Origin of the sequence: Pseudogemmatithrix spongiicola (genome assembly GCF_030623445.1) — a bacterium.
Classification (GTDB): Bacteria; Gemmatimonadota; Gemmatimonadetes; order Gemmatimonadales; family Gemmatimonadaceae; genus Pseudogemmatithrix; species Pseudogemmatithrix spongiicola.
Genome location: NZ_CP130613.1, coordinates 2,758,654 through 2,779,688 on the forward strand (window position 1 = coordinate 2,758,654; position 21,035 = coordinate 2,779,688).

Genomic DNA, 21,035 nt, shown 5'->3' on the forward strand with positions numbered 1-21,035 from the left:
GATTCGATGAGGACGCTTCGGTACGGCGTGGCGTGCATCGCCGTGCTCTTCGGCACTCCGACGGTGCTGCAGGCGCAGCAGCAGGAGGCCGCGGTGCCGGTGGCCGGTTCGCCGACGCGACGGCAGCCGCCGCCGCCCGTCATGCGCGGGTCAGGCCCGAACGGCGCGACGATTCGCTGCCGCGACGGTTCGTATCCCGCGCCGATGGCGCCTGACACCGCCTGCGAGGGCAAGGGTGGCGTTGGCGTCCGCTTCCCGCTGCAGGCGACGCCACAGCAGGTCGCGCCGCCGGCGCCTCCGCCGGCCATGCGTGCGGCGGGCAGGCCTGAGACGCGACCCGCACCGCCCGACAGCTTCGTTCCTTGGCGCGAGCGCGCGGCGCGGGTGGAAGCCGAGAACGAGAAGTTGCGGCTCCCCGAAGGGGCGACGATGCGCTGCGGGGACGGCACCTGGATCGTGCGCGACACGACGTCCGCCCGCTGCGCCGGACGGGGTGGTGTCCAACTTCGCTTCGCCGGCCGACCGTAAGCGGCCAGCCCAATGGTAGCCACGGGGGTCCTGTGACTTAGGTCACAGGACCCCCGTGGCGTTGCGTCCTGTTGCGAGTTGTGTCGCACATGTACGTTTGTGCGCCTCTCTTCCTATTTAAAATGCGTCCGTCTCCGGGCCCTTCGGCGCCCCGTCGTGTCGCGGCTCTTGCCGCGCTGTTTGCCTTCTCCTTGCTCTCCTGCGGCCGTGAAGTCACCGGCCCCGACCGAAGCCGCATCGCCATGTTGGCGTTTGCGCCGGAGTTCACCGGACCGATGGCCGCGATCGATGGCGCCGGCGATGCCGTGCCCTTCGAGAAGGTGCGCGTGGTGCTCCGCCGCGAGGACGGCAGCATCCTCAAGGACACGTTGGTCGACTTTCCGTCGGATGCCGAGTTCGTCGAACTCGCCCTGACGATCCCGATTCCGCAGGACGCGCCGAGCGCGGGATTGCCGTTGACGGTCGCGATGGCGTACGTGAACGCGGCGGGCGATACGGTCTTCCGCGGCGGGCCGAATCCGCTCGTGGCCAAGCCGCTCGGCACGCCGGGGGCCACCGATCCGGTGAACGTGCCGGTCGTCTACGACGGCCCGGGCAAGGGCGCGGCACGCGTGGCGATCACGCCGAAGACCGGCAGCGTGGTCTCCGGTGGCAGCACGGCGTTCGCGGCCACCGCCTTCGACGACGCCGATCGTCCGATCAACAACACGCCGTTCGTCTTCTCCTCGCTCGATACCACGCGCGGCGTCGTGAACCCCTCGACGGGCGTCGCGACCTGGCGCCCCGTGCGCGGCACTGCGCGCATCGTCGCCGAGCTGCCGAACGGCCTGCGCGCCGACACCGCGACGTTCACCGTCGCGCTGCCGGCCTCGAAGCTCGTCCTCGGCAGCGGCGGCGCCCAGACGGGCGCCGTCAACGCCGCACTCGGCGACACCATCATCCTTCGCACGCTGGCCAGCGACGACGTCCCGGTTCAAGGCGTCGTCGTTTCGTTTGCGGTGACCACGGGCGCGGGTTCGCTGAGCGTCACGACGGACACCTCGGATGCCGATGGCAACGTGAAGACGGTCTGGACGCTGGGCGCCACGCTCGGCGCGCAGTCCATCACGGCCACGTCGGCCGGCCTGACGGGCTCTCCGCTCGTCGTCGGGGCGACGGCCACGGCCGCCGCGCCGGTGCGGCTCGAGATCCAGGCACAGCCGACGGCGGGGGTCGCCGGTGCGGCGCTCGCGCCTGCGCTCACGGTGATTGCCCGTGATGCGTTCGGGAATGCGGTGCCGACGTTCGCGGACTCCGTCGTCATCGTCGTCGCCGGCGCGCAGCCGCCGACGCTGGGCGGCAGCACCACGCGCGTGCCCGTCAGCGGCACTGCCGCATTCGAGGATCTCGCGCTCACGCTCGCGGGCGAGTACACGCTGATCGCGCGCAGTGGCGCGCTCGCGCCGGACACGACGACGGCGATCAGCATCGCGCCGGCTGCGGCCGCGCGCCTCAGCTTCGTGCAGGAACCCGTGAACGCAGTGGCGGGCGCGGCGCTCACGCCGGCGCTCACCGTGCGGAGCACGGACGCCTTCGGGAACCTCACGCCGACGTTCACGGGCCCGATCGCGCTCACGCTGCGCGAGGCGGGAACGGCCACGCTCGCGGGCACGGCCACGCAGAACGCGGTGGCGGGCGTCGCGACGTTCGCGGATCTCAGCGTGCAGAAGGCCGGCACGGGATATCGCCTCGAGGCCACGAGCGGCACGCTGCAGCCGGACACCAGCGTCGCGTTCTCGATCACGGCTGCCAGCGCTTCGCAGTTTGCGATCGTGAGCGGCAACGAGCAGACCGGCGTCGCCGGCGCCGCGCTCGCTTCGCCGCTGACGGTGGTCGTGCGTGACGGCTTCGGCAACCCGGTGAGCGGCGCGTCGGTCACCTGGGCCATCACCACCGGCGGCGGCTCGCTCGGCGCCACGACGAGCGTGACGGACAGTGACGGCCGCGCCAGCACCACGTGGACGTTGGGCAACGGCGCCGGTGCGCAGTCCGCAACGGCCAGCGTCGCCACGCTCACGGACGTGGTGTTCTCCGCGACGGCTACGGCCGGCGCGCCCGCGCAGCTCGTGCTCTCGGCGATCCCCGCCAGCGACACGGCCGGCTCGCCACTCGCGGTGCTCACGGCGACCCTGCGCGATGCGCTGGGCAATGTCGTCACCACGTTCACCGGCGACGTCAGCGTCTCGCTGGCAACGAACCCCGCGGCGGGCACGCTCGAAGGCACGGTGACGCGCGCGGCCGTGGCCGGCGTGGTCAGCTTCGACGATCTCGTCATCAAGAAGGCCGGCGCGGGCTACACGCTGCGGGCCAGCATCGCTGCGCCGGCCATCAGCAGCGACACCACGGCCGCGTTCGCCATCGCCGCGGCCGCCGCCGCGCAGTTCGCGATCGAAAGCGGCAACAACCAGAGCGTCGTCGCCGGCAGCGCGTTCCCGCAGCCGCTGCGCGTGCGCGTGCTGGACGCGTTCGGCAACCCGAAGGCCGGACATCCCACGCAGTGGAGTAGCGTCGACGTCGTCACGCTCGCAGCCTCGGGAACGGTGCTCACGGATGCCGCGGGCATCGCCGAGAACACGGCGACGGCGGCGACCGTGGCCGGACCGCAGTCACTCGGACCCTCGGTCACGGCGACGGACGTCAGCGGCACGCTCATCTTCGAGCACGTCGTCACCGCCGGCACCGCGACACAGCTCGTGTTCACCTCGCAGCCCGATACGGTCACGGCCGGCGAGCCGTTCCCGCCGACGCTGTTCGTGGAGTTCCGCGACGCGCTCGGCAATCGTGTGACGACGCTCTCGGACTCGGTGACGATGAGCATCGAGAGTGGGCCGCCGACCGGCGCGTTGCTGCCGCCGTCCGTCCTCACGCAGTTCATTCCGAGCGGCGGCGGTCCCGCCGGCCAGTTCGCGGGGCTCGAGATCAATGTCGCGGGCACGTATGTGCTGCGCGGCACGACGAAGGGCGGCCTGACGGGCGTGTCGGCGCCGCTCGTCGTGCGGCCGGATGGGTTCCGGCAGCTCCTGCTCATCAGCGGGGGGAACGACACCGCGACGGTGAACCAGCCGTTCGGGGCTCCGCTGCGCGTGCGCGTGCTTGATTCGCACGGCAATCCGGTGTCCGGCGCGAAGACGACGTGGATCGATCAAGGTGGCGGTGCCGTCCTCGCCGGGGACACGGTGCTGACCGATGCCAGTGGCTACGCCGAGAACACGGCGACGCATCCGGCGGTGCCGGTGGCGGCCAGCGCCGTCACGGCGTTCGTGATCGGCGGGGCGGACTCGCGGGACTTCTTCTACACCACGCTTCCGCTCGCGACGCGAGTGGCCGTGACCGCCGCCCCCGCGTCGACGATCGTGCCTGGGGCGGCGTTCAGCGTCGGCGCAGAGGCGCGTGACGCGCTCGGCAATCTCGCGAACGCGTACGGCGACTCCGCCACCATCAGCATCCGCACGGGCCCAGCCGGTGCGACGCTCGGTGGTACGCTCACGCGCGCGATGGTCGCGGGCGCGGTCACGTTCACAGGGCTCAGCGTCGACCGTGCCGGGACCTATCGCCTGCAGGTGTCCTCGGCGGGCCTCATCGCGGATACGAGCGTCACCTTCACGGCCGAGGCTGGCGCTCCGGACACCGTGGTCGTGGTGTCTGGCGACTTCCAGCTTGCCACGTTGCAGACGTCGCTCGCGAACCCGCTCGTCGTGGAGGTGCGTGACCAGTTCGGGAACCCCGTGCCGAACGTGAGCGTGGACTTCATGGCGACCTCGGGGGCCGCGAGCGTCACCGTCACACCGGTGCTGACCGATGCGGCCGGCCGCGCGGAGAGCAACGTCGTCATCGGGACCACGACGGATACGGTGCGGGTGTCGGCGACGGCGACCGGCGTCACTACGCCGGCGATCTTCACGGCCCTGCCGCAGGCTGGCGCGCCGGCGAACCTGTATCCGATCACGCAGCCGACCAACGTGGACGCGGGCCAGACGATGTCGGCCTTCGTCTTCCAGGTGCGCGATGGCTTCGGCAACGTCGTCCGCGCCTTCAACGACACGGTCTCGCTCGAGGCCGGCGCGCCGGCCTCCCTGCGCGTGCCGGGCCTGATCAAGGCCGGCGCGGCGGTCGTGGCAGTCAACGGCGTCGCGACCTTCAGCGCCGTGCGCATCGACTCCGCGGGCGTGTGGGACTTCACGATCACCGCCAAGAATGGCCCGATCTTCACGTCGGACGCGTTCACGGTGACGGCGGGTGCGCCGAGCCTGCTGCTGAAGGCCGGCGGCGACGGCCAGACGGCGACGGTTGCGACGACCCTGGCCTCGCCGCTTCGCGTGCGCGTTACGGACGCGTACGGCAACGGCATCGGCGGCGTGACGGTGAACTTCAACGATCTGTCCGGAACGCTCGCGGGCTTCCCGCTCTCCATCGAGACGGACGCGGCGGGTGTGGCCGAGACGACGCCCACGCTGGGCACGATCGCGGGGAGCGTGGTGGTCGGCGCCTTCGCGGCCGGCCTCACGCCTGACTCCGTGCTCTTCACGCTCGCCGCGACGCCCGATGCGGTGAACGGCTTCCAGTTGGTAAGCGGCGGCGAGCAGACCGTCGCGGCGGGTGACACGACCGCGAACGCCTGGACCGTGCGGGCCAAGGACGGCTACGGCAACGCCGTGCCCAACGTGACGGTGAGCTTCGTGACCTTCGACGACGTCGGCTTCACCGAGACGTCGGTGATCACCGACGCCAACGGCGACGCATCGACCAAGGTCATCGCGGGTCCGTCGATCGGCCTGAAGACCGTGTACGCGCAGGCCGTCGGCGCCTCGAGCCTGACGACGACCGTCGAGGTCGTCGCCGGCATCGCGAAGTCGCTGAACATCATCACGGAGCCGGCGAGCGACACGGCCGGCGCGACGTTCACGACGACGTCCGTGCAGGTCCTCGATGCCTTCGGCAACCTGGTCACGACGGCTGGCACCGAGGTCACGCTCGCGGTGGATGCGGCGCTCACCGCCGGGACGATCGAAGGCACGACGACGGCGACGGCGGTGGCCGGCGTCGCGTCCTTCCCTGGCCTGCGCCTCACGAAGTCCGGCGAGTACCGCTTCGTCGTCACGGCGGCCGGTCTCACGCCGGACACGACGGCGACGTTCGAAGTCTCGACGGCGGCCGCGACCGAGATGACCATCGTGAGCGGCAACAACCAGCCGACGGCCGTCGGCGCAGCGCTCGCGCAGCCCATGCGCATCCGCGTGCGCGACGCCTTCGGCAACCCGATCGCCGCGATCGGCATCGTCTGGGGCACGTCGGTGGGCGTGTCGCAGGTTGACTCGACGGTCTCGTACACGGATGCCGACGGCTACGCCGAGATGGGCCTGACGATGGCGACGACGCGCGAGGACCCGAGCGTCGAGGCTGCGTATGGCGACTTGCGCGTGACCTTCACGCACACCGGCATCGCCGCGGCGGCTGCGACGATGGAGATCACCGGCATGCCGGGCGACCGCGCGGCGGGCACCACGCTCTCGCCGATCACGGTGACGCTGCGCGACACCTATGGCAACGTGGCGACGGCGGCCACGGGGTCGGTGTCCGTGGCCTTGGCGACATCTCCCGCGTCGTCCACGCTCTCCGGCACGACGAGCGCGTCGCTCACGCTCGGCGTCGCGACCTTCAGCGACCTGGTGCTCACGAAGACGGGCCAGTACGTGCTGCGCTTCTCGACGTCCGGCCTCGCCGACGTCGACACGGATGCGTTCTTCATCACGGCCGCGGCGCCCGATACGATCCTTGTGCTTTATGGTGACCCGCAGACGGTGGCCGTCGGCGGTACGTCAGACAGCATGGTCGTACAGGTGCTGGATGCCTTCGGCAACCCGGTGCCCGACGTCGTGCTCAACTGGTCGAGCACCGTCGGCACCGCGCTGACCTTCGCCAGCACATCGACCGACGCCGACGGCCGCGCCCTCAACTACCTCGGCGTGGGCACGACGGCCGGCAACCTCTCCGCGTCGGTGGCCGGCGAGGGGCTCATCACGCGCAGCTTCGCCATCACCGCCAGCGCCGGCACGGCCGTCGCGCTGCGCAGCGTCTCCGCGCCCACCACGGCGACGTCGGGCGTCGCGGCTGACGCCTTCGTGATCGAGGCGGTCGACGAGTTCGACAATCGCGTGACGACCTTCACGGGCAACGTCACGATCGCGAAGAACGTCGAAGTCAGCCCCAACGGCAGCATCGGCGGAACGTTGACCGTCGCTGCCGTGGCCGGTGTGGCCACCTTCGACGACCTGCTCTTCAGTGAAGCCGGGAGCTACGGACTGGCCATCTCGGCCGACGGGCTCACCGGGTTCAACAGCAGCATCAACGTCCAGGCGGGCGCGGAAGCCCGTGTGGCGCTGATGTCGCAGCCGAGCAGCGGCACGGCGGGCACGGCACTCGACATGTTCCTGGTCCGCGTGACGGACGCGGCCGGCAACGTGGTCGGCGGATCGTCCGCGAACATCAGCGTCGCGGTGGACGCGTCGCTCACGGCAGGCAGCCTCGGCGGCACCACCACCAAACAGATCGCCGAAGGCAGCGCGGACTTCCTCGACCTGGAGCTCACGGCGACGGGTTCGTACCGCCTCGTGTTCTCGGCGCCGGGGCTCGTGCCTGACACCTCGGCGAGCTTCGTCGTCTCGCCGGCGCCTGCATCGGCGGTCGCCGTCGTCGGTGGCAACATGCAGACCGTGACGGTCGGTACGGCCGCGGACTCTGCGCTCGCACTGCGCGTGACGGACGCGTACGGCAATCCGATCGTCGGCTGGAGCGTGGACTGGAGCGTGACGAGCGGGGCGGCCACGCCTGACTCGCTGATCACGACAACCGACGCGGACGGCGTCGCCCGGACGACGTTCCGCGCGGGATCCACCGTGGGCAGCATCCAGATCGAGGCGAACGCCAGCCTCGCCGGATCGGCTACGTTCACGGCCGAAGCGACCGCCGGTGCGGCCGAGGTCCTCGCAATCACGACGGCGCCGCTGGATGCGGTGGCCGGCGCGACGCTCGCGGGCATCGTCGTGCAGGCGGAGGACAGCCTCGGGAACGTGGCGACGGGCTTCACCGGAACGGTGACGGTCAGCATCGAAGCCGGAGGCCCGGCCGGCGCGACCCTCGGCGGCACGCTCTCGGCGAACGCGACGGCGGGTGTCGTCACGTTCAGCGACCTCACGCTCGACAAGATTGGTGCGTACCGGCTGCGGTTCACGGCGGATGGAACCACGCCGATCGTCAGCGACACCTTCAAGATTACCGCCGCCGCGGCGGACAGCTTGGTGTACGTCAGCGGCACCGGGCAGATGTTGGCACCGAACGGACAGGCGGCGGACAGTCTCGTCGTCCGCGTCGCCGACCGATTCGGCAACCCGGTCGCCGAGGTGCCGGTGTCGTGGGGCGTGAGCGTCGGCACGGCGCTGGTCTCGTCGTCGAGCGTGCTCAGCGACTCGTTGGGCTTCTCGAAGATTGCGCTCACGGCGTCGCAGTTCGCCGAGAGCGGTGAGGTGACGGCGGTCAACGCCGGGCTCACGGGCTCGCCGGTCACGTTCACGTACAACACGGGCGCCGGAGCGGCCGCAGCGCTGAACTTCAGCGTAAATCCGACCAACGCAGTGGCCGGCGAGACGCTCAGCAGCCTCGCGGTCGAGGTGGTTGACGCCTTCGGTAATCGCGTCACCGGCTTCACGGACCCCATCACCATCGAGATCTACTCCGATCCGGCACCGGCGATCTTCGGCACGACGTCCTTCGCGCCGACGGCGGGCCTTGCAACCTTCTCGGACCTTCGCATCGAGGCCGCCGGCACCTACCAGCTCCGCGCCTCGGCCGCGGGCCTGCCCGACTCGCTCAGCGCGTCGTTCACGATCGCACCGGCGGCGGCCGCGCAGTTGGCCTTCGTCCAGGCGCCCACGACCGCGACGGCTGGTGAGGCGCTGTCACCCGCCGTCGTCGTGGCGGTGCGCGATGCCTTCGGCAACGCCGTCGTCGCCGGCGGTACGACGGTGACGCTCGACCTCGATTCGACGGCGACGGTCGGACCGATCGGCGGCACGGTGAACCTGGTGTCCGAGGTCGGCTCGGGGCTCGCGCAGTTCACCGGCATCAGCTTGACGCTTGCCGGGGAGTACGCGTTCGTCGTGCGGTCCGGCGCACTGGCGGCAGACACCACCGACGCGTTCACGGTGGCGCCGGGTGAGGGCGCCTCGGTGGAGATTACCTCCGGCGACGGACAGTCCGGTGCGGTCGGCACGGCAATCGCGAATCCGCTCGCGATGACGGTTCGCGATGCCTTCGGCAATCCTGTCCCGAATACTGGGGTCTTCTGGTCCGTCAGCGTGGGCGGCGAGGCCGTCCTCGACTCGGCAGCGGTGTTCACGGATTCGCTCGGCGTGGCGCGCACGACCCTGACCTTCGGTTCGACCGTGCGGTCCTTCACCGTCACGGGCTCGGCGGGCGACGCAGGATCGGTCAACTTCTCGCTGAGCGCCGTGAACGCGCCCGCCGCGACACTGACGACGGCATTCGAGCCGGGGCTGACCCTCGCCGGAGCGACACTCGGGTTGGCGGAGGTCGACGCACGTGACTCATTGGGCAACCAAGCCCTGGACTTCGTAGGCGAGGTCTCGGTGGTCGTGGACAGCGGCCCCAGCGGTGCGACGATCGGCGGCACGACGACCGTCAACGCGGTCGCCGGACGTGCATCGTTCAGCGACCTCTCGCTGAGCGTCGCGGGCGCGTACCGCCTGCGCTTCACGGCGACCGGGCTCGACAGTGCTGTGTCGAACACGTTCACCGTGAGCGCAGCGGCGGCGGTCAACATCGCGATTGCTGACGGCAATGCGCAGACCGGGACGGTGAACACGGCGCTCGGTGCGCCGCTCGTCGCGCGCGTGACCGACGCCTTCGGCAACCCCGTCAGCGGCGTGAGCCTGACGTGGACCGCCTCGCCCGGCGTGACCCTCGGGGAGTCGGCCATCGGTACGGGGCTCAACGGCGAGATGTCGCAGGGCGTGACGTTGGGAACGACGGCGGGCAGCTACTCGGTGGTGGCTGCCATCTCCGACTTGCCGGACTCAAGCGTCACCTTCACGATGACGGCCGAGGCGGGCGCGGCTGCTGCACTGGTCGTGACCAGCGCGCCGACGACGGCAACCGCGGGTGACACGGTCGTCGTCCGGGTCGAGGCCCGGGATGCCTACGGCAACCTCGCGACCTCGTTTACCGGGAACGTGAGCTTCGGGCTAGACGACCAGGTCGCCCAGTACACCGTTACCGCGCCGCTCACCGCGGCGGGTGGTGTGGTTGAGTTCACGGATCTCGTCTTTGGGGACGCAACGACGTTCAATGTGCTCGTCGGTTCGCTTGGGCTCGCAGACGTAGGGTTCTCGGTTGCGGTCTCCGCCGGCGCGGCGGCGCAGCTGCAGCAGGTCTCCGGCATGGGCCAGAGCGGCTTCGCGACGCTGCCGCTCGATACAGCGTTCACGGTACGTGCGCTCGATGCCTTCGGCAATCCGGTCAGCGGCGCGTCGGTCGACTGGACGGTACTCGCGGGCAGCGGTGGGGGCCTCGTCAACGGATCCGCGTCCACGGGCACCACGACCGACGCCAGCGGCTACGCGTCCGTGAACTTCACGGCTGGCACCACGATCGGTTTGCAGACCGCGCGCGCAGTACTCGCGAACGCCGACAGCGTGGAGTTCGACGTGTCCGTAAGCGAGCTGATCGGCAACGCCGTGTGGACGGGCAACGCCGATACCAGCTGGACGAACAGCGCGAATTGGATCGGCGGCATCGTGCCGACTGCGTTCGACTCCGTGTACATCCCGTCCGGTCGCCCGACGTATCCCGTGCTGATTGGCGACGTCGCCATGACCAAGCTGGTGATCGATGACGGCGTGACGGGCTTCGACATCGGCAGCTTCAACGTGACGGTCAGCGGCAGCATCCGTGCGCCGGCCACGTCGGCGTTCGCGTTCACCGAAGGCACGGTGATCGCCAACGGCAGCGGCGCGCAGACGATCAGCGGCGAGTTGCCGACGCTGACCATCGAGAACGGCCGCTACGCCGTGACGCCGCAACCCGGCCACGCGCTGTTCATCAACGGCGAGCTGGCGCTGCAGAGCGGCGGTCGCCTGGTGATGGACGGCGGCGACTCCGTCGTGGTGAACGGTGGCATCCAGACCTTTGACACGGCCGGGCTCGAGCAAGCGGCCGGCTCCTCGATCTCGGCACAAGGCGATGTCGTGCTGGCCGGCGTCACCGGCGCCGGCGTGCTGACGGGCGGCCGCCTGTACGTGCGCGGCGCATTCAGCACTACCAATGCAGATCCGGGCACGTTCCGGCCTGCCGCCGAGCACGAGACGCACTTCACGGGCAGCAACAACAGCATCACGCTGGCGGCGCCCGACGTCGCACTGGACACGAGCTGCGCGCTGCAGTGCTTCGGTGTCATCGTGGCCACTTACGCCGGCTTGAACGATGTCCTCGACATCAACAGCCACGTGAAGGCGCGGCGCTTCGACGTCCAGAACTTCCGCTTCCGCGCGCCGAACCACAGGGTCATCGCCGGGGCGGGCTCCGCACTGGTCTCCGACTCGCTGGGCGTGAAGACGCTCGCGTTCATCGATCAGATGCCGACGCTGGGCGCCGTGGCCGTCATCGACTCGGCCATCGTAGCCGCCGGCGCGGGTACGCTGCCAACCGGCCTCACGGCACTGATCTCGGTGCAGGGCTACTTCTCCATCAACGGCACGCACAACGGCGACCTCGACGTCTACGACGGCGGCGTGCTTGACGTGGTGGGATCGGCAGCCGCCGTGACGGGCACGTTGTCTACGAGCACCAACGGCTCGCTGCGCATGGCGGACGCCGGCGACGTGCTGACCGTCGGTGGCAACGCCGTGTTCAACGGCGCGGCCAGCGACACCGACCTGACGGCCGGCACGCTGCGCGTGGCGGAGAACTTCACCGCCAGCGCAAGCGCGTTCATCGCGACGCCGTCGCACACGGTCGAACTCTACGGCGCGGTGGAGTCGTCGCTCGACTTCTTCGGCGGCTCCGGCGCGACCGACTCGCGGTTCGGCCGCCTGCTGCTCAACAAGCAGAACGGCCTCGCGCTCGGCGGCGGCGCGGTCTTCGTGGACGGCCAGCTCGAGACCGTCGGCACGGAGCAGCGCATCATCGGCGTCGGCACGCCGCTGACGATCCGCGGCGCACAGATCGGCGGGCTCCTGCTCTCGGATCTGCCGCTGGTGATCCTGGACGGCGCGGCGGTCACGCAGCTCGACAACCTGGAGTTCGCGGACAACCAGGACGGCGTGACGCAGCTGCGCATCGAGCGCGACTCGCTCGAGGTGCCGATCAACACGCCGGTGTTCGATACTGTGGCGACCAACCCGACCTATCTCGAGCTGGTGGATGCCACGGTGGGACCGGAGTCGCTCACGGTCACGGTGGTGAACCCTGCGCCCGAGTTCCACGTCGGGCGGATCGTCATCGGGAGCCGTGCGACGCTCAGCGGGTGGAGCCCGTACGCGTTCCTCGAATGGACGAACGGCGGCGGAAACCGGCAGTGGAACAACCCCGCCAACTGGTCTGCGCCGTATGTACCACAGCCCGGTGACTCCGTGTACGTGTCGGGCGAGCAGCCACCGATCATCCAGTTCCCGGCCAGCGTCCGCGCGCTCGTGAGCACGGCCTTGTTCCCAATCGATGTGCAGGCGCCGCTGACGGTCAGTGAGCGTCTGATCCTGCCGGCGACCAACGGTGCCGCCTGCGCGGATTCCGGCGTGGTCCTGAAGTCGGCGCCTGCTGCGCTCAGCATCGCGGGCGACCTGCAGTGCGGTCTCGTGGCCACGGCGGGTGCGGTCACCCTCACCGGTACATCGGCGATGGACTCGCTGGTGATCGGCGGCACAGCCAGCGTGACGCCCGATGGCAACGAGCTCACCGTGAGGCAGCGGCTCGTGACTGCCGACAACGGTACGCTGGTCATGGGCAACGAGGTGGACATCGTCCGGGTGTTCGGTCCTGCCGTCTTCGGCTCCACGCCCACCGGCGGCACTCTCACGCTCGGACGCCTCGAACTGCACGACAGCTTCACGCAGTCGGGCTCGGCGACCGCGTTCCAAGGCGGAGCGAACCACATCACGGCGCTCCTGCGCAGCCAAGACATGCCGGTCACGTTCGCCAACCCCGACTCGAGCGCGGCGGGCTCGCACTTCGGCAGCGTTGAGGTGGCGCTCGACGAGGGCGGCACGCAGGTGCAGCTCGGCTCGGACATCTACGTGAACGGCGTCCTGCGGGCGCCGCTCAGCGCGAACTCGCGCGAGATTGCGGCACTGGCAACCTCGCGGACAGTCGTCGCCCGCGGTACGGAAGTGCCCAGTGGCAGCAACCTCGGCTTCTACAACGTGGCGCTGCGCATCGCCGAGGGTGCGAACCTCGACCCCGATCTCTACAGCATCGGCTTCTACGACATGCCGGACGCGGTGACGCAGATGGAGGTCGTCCGCAGCAACGGCATGCACACCTTCCACAACTTCGAGTTCGACACGGCTGCGGTCGGCGCGCTGCTGTTGGTGGCCCGCGACGCGGACAGCACGGAGAACGGCCAGCTCGAGATCACCATGGTGAATCCCGACCCGGCCTTCAACTTCTTCCGCATCGACAACCCGGGTGCGGCAATCTACGACTGGCCGGACTTCCCGCAGTTCGTGTGGAACGGCAACGTCAGCGACGAGTGGTCGAATCCAGGCAACTGGGATGACGGCGTGGTGCCCTTCACCGGTGTTCGCATCGAGATCCCGGTCACCAGCCGGCTGCCGGCCGCCATCCCGGCCGGTACCTACGGATCGCTGGACGTCTATGACCTGGGGGCGGGCATCAACATCGACGGAATCGTCACCTTCCGGGGCAGCGTGAATGCCCCGACCGGTGGCGAGGCCGGACTGTTCTGCGGCAGCAACCCCGCCAATCGCATCATCGTGGACGGCGTCAATGACGAATCGTCCATCAGCGGCAACATGTACTGCGCCGTGCAGGTCATCAACGGAGCCGTCGGTGTCAACGGCGACACGCGGACGCGCTTCATGCTCGTGTCGGACAACGGTGGGCTTGACCTCGGCGTCTCGACACTCACCATCGACAGCACCTTCACCACGCAGACAGGCGGCACGCTGACCATGACGGAGGCCGATGCCCGCCTCGTCGTGGGCTCGCGGGCCACCTTCGACGGCGGCAGTACGACGGGCCTGCTCACCGCGGGCATCATCCGCACCGGCACCGGGCTGGTCCAAGAACAGAACGGCGTGCCCACCTCCTTCGACGCGAGCGGCACCCATACCGTCATCGTCGATAACCAGTCCTGCCTGTCCTGCGGTCCGGTGGTCGTCGGGCTGAACTATCCGGCGCAGTCGGGCTTCCAGAACCTGCAGCTCGACGCCGGCGATGTCTCGGGCAACGGCGTCGCGCTGACCGTGCGCGGCGATGTCACGCTTGGCACGTCTGTTTCGTTCGACAACAACAGCGAGCTGCGCGTGGACGGCAGCATCAGCGGCGATGCCTCGACGTCGATCCAGCTCAACGCCGCCGCGCTCCGACTCGGCGGCGACTGGGACTTCTCCGGCAGCTGGATCGGCGGCACGCTGCAGCTTGTCGGTACGGCACAGTCGCTCATCCCGCAGCGCACGTACACGATGCCGATCGTGATCGAGGGCAACGTCAGCCTCGGCACGAACGTCGAGGTCAGCGCACCGTACAACCTCGGTTCGTCGCTGGTCGTGCGGAACAGCGGGTCGATGACGATCGCACCGCCGGGCTTGGTGGCGGCGGTCTTCGTCGAGGGCGTGTTCGCCGTCGAGGACAGCGCCACAGTCACCATGCAGTCGGCGAGCGGATCCCTGACCGTGGAGGACACCGCACGATTCGATGGCGGCGATACCGACGGCCTGCTGACCGCCGGCACGCTGAGCCTCGAGGGCGATCTGGTCGTCAGCGGTAAGCCAGGCGCGCTCCGCGGTGGCCCGGGCTTCACGACACGGTTCACCGGCACTGGGGCGCAACGCGTCTCGTTTGCGCTGCCCGGGTACGACCCAGGCGCCTCGCACCTTGGCGACATCGAGGTTGCGGGTGCCGAGGCCATCTCGCACGTCACCTTGGCCACCGACGTGTGGGCCACCGGTCAGCTGCGCACCGGCAGTCCGAACGCACCGAACCGCATCGTCTCGAACGCGACCGACGATCGCTGGCTGCGCCTGCGCGGCCTCAGCGTCATCGACTCGCTGACGCTCGATGGCATCAGCGTCCGCGTGGACGATGGCGATGTCGCAGGCGTCGTGGCCGGGCTGCGTTTCCTGAACCTCGACGGCTCGGCGATGCCCAACCTCGAGTTCAACCGCGCCGGCGGCACGGTCCAGCTGGCAAACACCAGTTTCGACACTGGCGCCGGCTTCACGGGTGACTTCCTCGTTGCCCGGGATACCGACACCATGGATGATGACACGTTCACCATCGAGGTGACCGGTACGACTACCCCGGCTGCGCACGCAGGTCGCGTGCTCTTCGAGAACGGCGCCATCCTGGAGAACTGGCTCGAGGAGGTTGACTTCATCTGGACGGGCGCGGTGAACGAAGTCTGGACCAACCCCGCCAACTGGAGCTCCTTCGCGGTGCCGACGGCGACGGACTCGGTGTTCGTCCCGGCCACCGTCATCACCATGCCGGAGATTGCGCTTCCGGCCACGGTGCGGGCCTTGGTGTCCGAGAAGGACGACGGCGCCATTCTCGTCTCCGGCGCCACGCTGACCATCACCGAGTTGTTGAGCATGCCGGCCAACGACGGCCTGACCTGCGGCGTTGGCGGCCGGATTGCGCTGGTCGGGAACGCCACCCCGGGCTCGGTCGGCGGCTACCTCGATTGCGAGCTGCGCGTGCGCAGCGGGACGTTCTCACTCGCGGCAAATACCCTCGTCGCCCGCGACCAGCTGCTCATCGACAGCACGGGCACCTTGGCGGTGGGAGAACGGACCCTGACGCTGGGCGAAGGCGTGGATCTCGTCGTGGCGGACTCCGGCCTGCTCCAGATGACCGACGCCGCCGGGTCCGTGCAGGCGGCCGCCGACGTGACGTTTGGAGGTCGCGGCAGCGCGGGTGCCCTGACCGCCGGGTCGCTCGACGTGGCCGGAAACTTCACACAGACGGGCTCGTCCGAGGCCTTCGCGGCGTCGAACAGTCATCGGACGCGGCTCACGTCGACGACAGCGACGATCACGTTCGCGACGCCTGGCGCAGCCGCCTCGCATTTCGGCTCGCTGCAGGCCATGGAGACCGGCACCAGCGTCACCCTGAACTCCGACGTGTACGTCGCGGTCAACCTGACGACCGAGAGCGTCAATGCGGACTTCATCGGCGGCGGGGGAGTGAACCGACTGATGCAGACCGGCGGCATCCGGAACGGCGGCGCGGGCACGTACTTGAGTAACGTGCGCGTGCGGTTGGTGGATGGTGGGACGGACGACATCGTCAATCTGGTCTCCTTCTCCTCGATGGATCCCACCGTCACGTATCTCACCGTGGACCGCGCAGGCGGCACCACCTCGTTCCCGAATCTCTCGTTCGGCCCCACCCCGACCACCGGCCGCTACCTCGTGGCCCGTGATACGGTGTCGGATGCGTCTGCGCTTGTCGTGGCGTTATCCGTCGTGAACCCGCAAGGACACAGTGGCTATATCGAGGTGCAGAGCGACGCCACGATCTCGGGCTGGGATGAGTTCGCCCAGTACACGTTCCTTGGCACGGAGGACACCAATGCCGGCAACCCGGACAACTGGGATACGGGCGTGCTTCCGGCGCCCACGTCGAACGTCCGCTTCGACAACGCGTCGGGATTCGGACCGGTCAGTCTCAACGGCGTCTCGTACCGCAACGTGTCCTTTGCCTCCGGCGCACAGGTCACCATCGACGGCGTGGTCAATGCCCAGAAGGTCCAGTTCGAGTCTGCCCCCAGCTGCACGGGAGCCGGCAACATCATCCTGACGCCTGCCGCGCAATCCAGCGACAACCTCGTGGGCTCCGCCCCGAGCTGCGCCGTGACGCTGATCGGCGGCACGTCCTTCGTCACCGATACGATCGCGCTTCGGGCAATCATCGTCGGCGCCAGCGCGCAACTGTGGATCGGCAACACGGCGGATTCGCTGGCGCAGATGACGCTCGCGGACAGCCTGGCGGTGCTGTCTGGCGGTGAGCTGCACCTCCGATATGAAACCTCGGAGATGACGGTCGAAGGTCAGGCACGCTTCGCCGTCGGCAGCTTCGGTCTGCTCGACAAGGGAACGCTTAATGTCTGGGACTCGCTGCGCAGTGAGGCATTCTTCACGTTGGGCTCCACACGAGTGGTGCTCGGTGATCCCGCGGCACCGTCGTCATTCTCCATGAGCATCGGTGCGGAGCCTGGCCGCAGCATCGATAGCCTGTTCGTCCGCGAAGGCACGCTCAACATCGTCGACTCAGCGACGGTGAACGAGTTCATTGGGGTGCTGGGTTCGGGGACCACCATCACCGGCGACCGCCTGCGCATCGGCACGGGCGACGACGCGCAGCCTAGCTTGCGCTCCGATGGCACCCTGGCGCTCACGGAAAGCGATGAGCTGACCGTGAATCACCTTGAGGTCTACGGCTCGCTCGGCAGCGTCGGCAGCTTCAACGTCGACACGGTGACGTTCCTCGGGCAGACGATGGGCACGCAGCAGATTCCCGCCGACGACGGATCGGGACTCGGCGCGGCGAACTACAACTACAACCTCATCCGCGTTGCTGGAAGCGCAGTCATGCAGGGCGCGGACAACACGCCGGAGCCGTCCTACACCGTCCTAACGGGCATCCGCGTCGTCGACGGTGGCGGCCTGCTGGTGGCCGGCACCGGCGACTACCCGGTGACCGTCGACATGCCCACCGGTGGCGACCTGATCGTCGATGGCTACGGCGCCTCGCTGATCCTCGACGGCCAAGACACGCATATCATCACGGACTCCGTGTTCATCCGGTCCGATGCGCAAAGCATCCTCCAAGGCACGAACACGAGCCTGACGATTGGTTCGGACCTTATTCTCGAAGGTCTGAACGGGAATAGCACCATCCTCAATGCGAACGGCACTGGCCATGTCACCCGGTTCACCGGCAACGGGACCATCCGGATGGGCGAGGGAACCGGCGCGTCACAGCTCGGCATCGTGGAGGTCCGAGGCGGAACCACCACGACGCTGCTCACCGATCTCTTCGTTCAGGTGAGTATCGGCCGCGAGGGTGCCACAGCCGGGACGATCACGTTCCGCAGCGCGAATCCCGGCGTCGATAGCACGCCGCGCATCCTGACGTTCGGCACCGACTTCGTGGGCGCCGAGGGCGCCGTGGTGATGCGGAACGTCGGCTTCCTCCTCGAGTCCAGCGAGGTGCAGCCCGGCAACGGCTTCGCCCTCGACAACGTCACGTTCCAACAGATGCACCCGGAGGCGACGTTCCTGTACGCCAACTTCAAGGACACGCAGACGCCGACCTTCAACGACATCACCTTCGACTCGCCGGTGGGCGACGGCGCATACTTCTTCTTCGACAATACCGACGTCACCGGACTGCCGACAGTCACGTTCGTGAACGCCTCGCCGAGCCTCGATTGCTTGACGGGCACCTGTGAGCCTGGCGATGTCGCCCCCAGTGGGATCTCGCCGACGGCGACGTACATCGAGGAGTTCAGCACAGTCTGGGACAATCCGGCGCACTGGAGCACCGGCGCGGTGCCGGACGCGAACACGAACGTCATCATCCCCGCCGGAAAGTTCGCGGCGCTGTTCAGCGACGCCTCGGCGAAATCGGTGACGGTCGAGAGCGGCGGCACGCTGGGCTTCGGCGGCACACTGTCCTTGAACCTGTGGGGCAATCTCGACGTCCAAGGCGAGGTCACCGGCTTCACAGGAACCGTCCGGATGCGGCACGTGCCTGGGGGCAGCACGCTGAGCGTCCAGGGCTCCATGGAGACGAAGCTGGAGATCGCAGCCGGGCTCGGTGGCTACGAGGATGTCGTAAGCCTGGCGGGGAACGTCAATCTCACCGAGAACTTCGCCGAGAACGGCACGACGGTCTCGGCCGGCATCCTAAGCCTCGGTAGCTATGACTTTGCGGACAGCGGCTCGTTCCGGACCACCGGCACCGGTCGGCTGCGCATGGACAACAGCCTCGGCGAGCTCATCGTATTCCACGACATCGAGTTCGGCGGCGGCAGCACGGATGGCCTGCTCACCGCCGGCGAGATCAGAGTCTTGAGCGGTGACTTCATCCAGGACGGTGGCAACAGCAGCAATTCATTCGTGTCCAGCGGCAGTCACCGCGTCTCGTTCAACGGCCCGTTCTCGACACGCATCGTCGCAAACTCGATGACCGACTCGACGTCACGGTTCAACAGCGTGTACTTCCTTCGCAGCGGCGGTGACGCGACGGATTTCGCATCCGATACCGTCGTGATCGGCTCCATCCCGATACTCAGCGGCATCCTGCGGTTCACCGGCGGGTCGCTGGTCGTGACGGGATCGCTGGGTGAGATCACGGGCCACCAGTTCGCCATGGATAGCGCGCAAGGGATCGTCGACTTGCGCGGAACGCTGCCCGCGCCATGCGCCACGTCCACGCTGAACGTCACGGGCTACAAGGGTCAATTCATCCCGAGCACCTGCCACACCGAGGCGCTGGCGTGGTTCTTCCAAGACGCCCAGACCTTGACCCCGCTGAATGCGGTGTGGGGCACCGGCAACGGCTCGGTGCTGTTCGCGGTTGGCGACAACGGAACGATTCGGTTCAGCGACCAGGCGTCGAGTGGCGGGGCTCCAGGAAACGTGACGTGGGCAGCGGACTCCGCCGCGCAGACCGACCACCTATTGGCCGTCCACGGTCTCACTTCCGCCGCTGATACCGCGATCTACGCCGTCGGTGCGAACGGCCGAATCGTGTGGAAGCACTCCCTGGGCGACGCGTGGAGCGTGTACAGCCATCCGAGTACCACGACGTGGCGCGGTGTCCATGTGCTCTCGCCGAGCACCGTCGTGATCGTGGGCGACGGCGGTGCGATCATCGTGGGCAGCGACAGCTCGTGGACGCCGGCGACCTCGGGCACGTTGCAGAACCTCTATGGCATCACCCGAGCCGGGGGCGACTTCGTGGTTGCCGGTGCCGCGGGCACGCTCCTGGTGTCCGCGGATGGACTCACGTGGGCGAGCGGGTCGACTGGCCTCGCGACCGATCTCTTCGCCATCAGCGCGGTCTCGGGCGCCGAGCGATACGTCGGCGGCGCGGCTGGTACGTTGGGCTTGGACGACGGCTCCACGGTCCAGAACATCGGCGCGGCACCGCGGCCGGTACCCCAAGCGATCCGTGGCGTCGTCGCCACCGGCTTCGGCGGGCTCGCCGTCGGCGACAACTTCCGCGTGTTGCACCAGCAGGGCCAGTCGTGGACCGTGGTCACAGCAGTGCCCAACGTCGCCGACCTGCGGGGCGTCACCTCGTACTTCGATGTCGTGACCGGCTTGCAAGTCGCCATTGCCGTGGCGGCCGATGGCTCGATCTACTACGTCTCGATCGGCGCTGGGCCGCCGTAATCACGATGGCTAGAACAACCCCAACTGCTCCACCAACTGGGCCGGGTCCTTCGGGACCTGGCCCAGTTTGCTTTGCAACCACCGCACATTCGCCGGCGAATGTCCGCTGAAGTGATTGTTCACGTACCCGTACACCGGCACGCGAACGGAAAGCGCCGGCAACACCTCCGCCCAAGACTCCAGCTCCGCCGAGCGATCAATCAACACGCGCGAATAGTCCGTGATCGCGCGATCCGGCCCCATCCACCGCACATACGCATGCGTCGTGCTCGTCGGCCGCGCCGCGAGCTTGAGCATCCACGCCCGCGGAATCCACCGCGCATCCACCAAGGCCAGCGCCACATTCCGCTGCGTCAGCAGCTCATGCGTGCGCTCATTGATCCACGCCTTCTGCCGAAACTCGATCGCGAACTGCAAATCCGAAGGCAGGGTGTGCAGGAACTCCTCGACCGCATCGAACTCGAGGACCGACAGATCGGGCCCGCACTGGATCAGGATCGGCCCGAGCTTGGGCCCGAGCTCCCGCGCCGCATCATAGAAGCGCTCCGCGACCTCAGTCGCACCGACGAACCGCCGCTCATGCGTGATCTCCTGCGGCAACTTGAGCGCGAACGTGAACCCCTCCGGCGTCCGCTCCGCCCAGCCCCGCACGGTTTTCACCGCCGGCACCGCGTAGAACGTGGAGTCCACCTCCACCGTGTCGAACGCTCGGGCGTACATGCTCAGGAAATCCGCCGCCCGAGTCTTCGGCGGGTAGAAGCCCCCCACCCACGCCGGGTAGTTCCAGCCTTGGCAGCCCAGTCGGATGCGCAT

Annotated in this window: 3 protein-coding genes; 2 read left to right on the forward strand and 1 reads right to left on the reverse strand. The window is 68.6% G+C overall.

The features are described 5' to 3' along the window. Positions 1-6: 6 nt before the first annotated feature. Positions 7-528, forward strand: a complete 522-nt coding sequence (locus Strain318_RS12690) for a hypothetical protein (protein ID WP_367886065.1) — start codon at positions 7-9, stop codon at positions 526-528. 122 nt (positions 529-650) lie between these two features. Beyond that, entirely contained in the window at positions 651-20,222 is a 19,572-nt protein-coding gene (locus Strain318_RS12695) for an Ig-like domain-containing protein (protein ID WP_367886066.1), read from the forward strand. A 9-nt stretch (positions 20,223-20,231) separates the two neighbouring features. Here Strain318_RS12695 and Strain318_RS12700 read toward each other — a convergent pair whose 3' ends face one another. Next, entirely contained in the window at positions 20,232-21,035 is an 804-nt protein-coding gene (locus Strain318_RS12700; protein WP_367886067.1) for a DUF72 domain-containing protein, read from the reverse strand.